Origin of the sequence: Kitasatospora sp. NPDC005856, assembly GCF_040629945.1 — a bacterium.
GTDB lineage: Bacteria > Actinomycetota > Actinomycetes > Streptomycetales > Streptomycetaceae > Kitasatospora.
Genome location: NZ_JBEXWT010000251.1, coordinates 1 through 1,091, shown reverse-complemented (window position 1 = coordinate 1,091; position 1,091 = coordinate 1). Strand labels below are relative to the sequence as shown.

Genomic DNA, 1,091 nt, shown 5'->3' with positions numbered 1-1,091 from the left:
CCCAAGTAGCACGGGGCCCGAGAAATCCCGTGTGAATCTGGCGGGACCACCCGCTAAGCCTAAATATTCCCTAGTGACCGATAGCGGATAGTACCGTGAGGGAATGGTGAAAAGTACCGCGGGAGCGGAGTGAAATAGTACCTGAAACCGTGTGCCTACAAGCCGTGGGAGCGTCGTTCATCAGCTTGCTGGTGGGCCGTGACTGCGTGCCTTTTGAAGAATGAGCCTGCGAGTTTGCGGTGTGTAGCGAGGTTAACCCGTGTGGGGTAGCCGTAGCGAAAGCGAGTCCGAATAGGGCGGTTGAGTTGCATGCCCAAGACCCGAAGCGGAGTGATCTAGCCATGGGCAGGTTGAAGCGCGGGTAAGACCGTGTGGAGGACCGAACCCACCAGGGTTGAAAACCTGGGGGATGACCTGTGGTTAGGGGTGAAAGGCCAATCAAACTCCGTGATAGCTGGTTCTCCCCGAAATGCATTTAGGTGCAGCGTCACGTGTTTCTTGCCGGAGGTAGAGCACTGGATAGGCGATGGGCCTTACCGGGTTACTGACCTTAGCCAAACTCCGAATGCCGGTAAGTGAGAGCGTGGCAGTGAGACTGTGGGGGATAAGCTCCATGGTCGAGAGGGAAACAGCCCAGAACACCGACTAAGGTCCCTAAGCGTGTGCTAAGTGGGAAAGGATGTGGAGTCGCAGAGACAACCAGGAGGTTGGCTTAGAAGCAGCCACCCTTGAAAGAGTGCGTAATAGCTCACTGGTCAAGTGATTCCGCGCCGACAATGTAGCGGGGCTCAAGCACATCACCGAAGTCGTGTCATTGCAGCATGAAGGGCCAACGCCTGCTGTGATGGGTAGGGGAGCGTCGTGTGCCGGGTGAAGCGGCCGAGGAATCGAGTCGTGGACGGTATACGAGTGAGAATGCAGGCATGAGTAGCGATACAAGAGTGGGAAACTCTTGCGCCGATTGACCAAGGGTTCCTGGGTCAAGCTGATCTGCCCAGGGTAAGTCGGGACCTAAGGCGAGGCCGACAGGCGTAGTCGATGGACAACGGGTTGATATTCCCGTACCCGCTTTGAAGCGCCAACGCTGAACC

The 1,091-nt window shown here is 56.7% G+C and carries 1 rRNA gene; it reads left to right on the top strand.

Annotation, left to right across the window (positions count from 1 at the left end):
• Positions 1-1,091: ribosomal RNA gene (locus ABZ449_RS42280) — 23S ribosomal RNA — on the top strand; the annotation flags it as partial.